Origin of the sequence: Lysinibacillus sp. GbtcB16 (assembly GCF_019091145.1) — a bacterium.
GTDB lineage: Bacteria > Bacillota > Bacilli > Bacillales_A > Planococcaceae > Lysinibacillus > Lysinibacillus fusiformis.
This window is the reverse complement of the sequence record NZ_JAGXJV010000094.1, coordinates 1-633: the sequence shown is the minus strand read 5'-3', so window position 1 is coordinate 633 and position 633 is coordinate 1. Positions and strand designations below refer to the sequence as shown.

General features: G+C 25.8%; 1 protein-coding gene. It reads left to right on the top strand.

Annotated features, from left to right (window positions below):
• The coding region (locus KVT27_RS23490; RefSeq protein ID WP_217582059.1) for a hypothetical protein at positions 1-633 on the top strand (633 nt) is incomplete at both ends.

Genomic DNA, 633 nt, shown 5'->3' with positions numbered 1-633 from the left:
TAGTATTAATGATAGGTTTACTTTTAACCAACAATCAGAAGATTCAAATGATAGGAACAGTTATTTAGGGATAAAATGCTCAGACAATATAGCAAAAATCGGTGAAACTACTAAAAATTTAGTATTAAATATACTACGTTCTTCTCAAAAGGACAATTTCAATCAAAATTTAAAATTTATTACCGATTTTATTGGTGTGGAGCCTGTTTTTAAAATCAGTTACTCACTAAAGAATGGGGTATTAGAGGAAGTAATTAACGAAAAGGGTATTGTACGATTACAAAATAATTTAAGAAATAAACCAAAGAGAGAGCAAGAGAATATTAATTTTGTTGATAGCAAAGACATTATAGATTTTTATAGAAATTTAATTAGTGGAAAATATGCTCAGGGAATATTTAATATAAAACAAAAATCGATTTCAATTAACTTTAATTTTAGTGCCAATGAAGAATACTATCAATATTATGATGAATTCTCTATTTTATGGCACCTTTATGAACTAGGAATTTTTAAAGAGTTAACAGTTTCTTTAAAAAAAGATAGTTTTTACAAACTTGAAAATGCTAGCTCAGGTGAGGCTCAATATATAACTACACTTATAAATATTATATCTAATATTGAAAACGATTC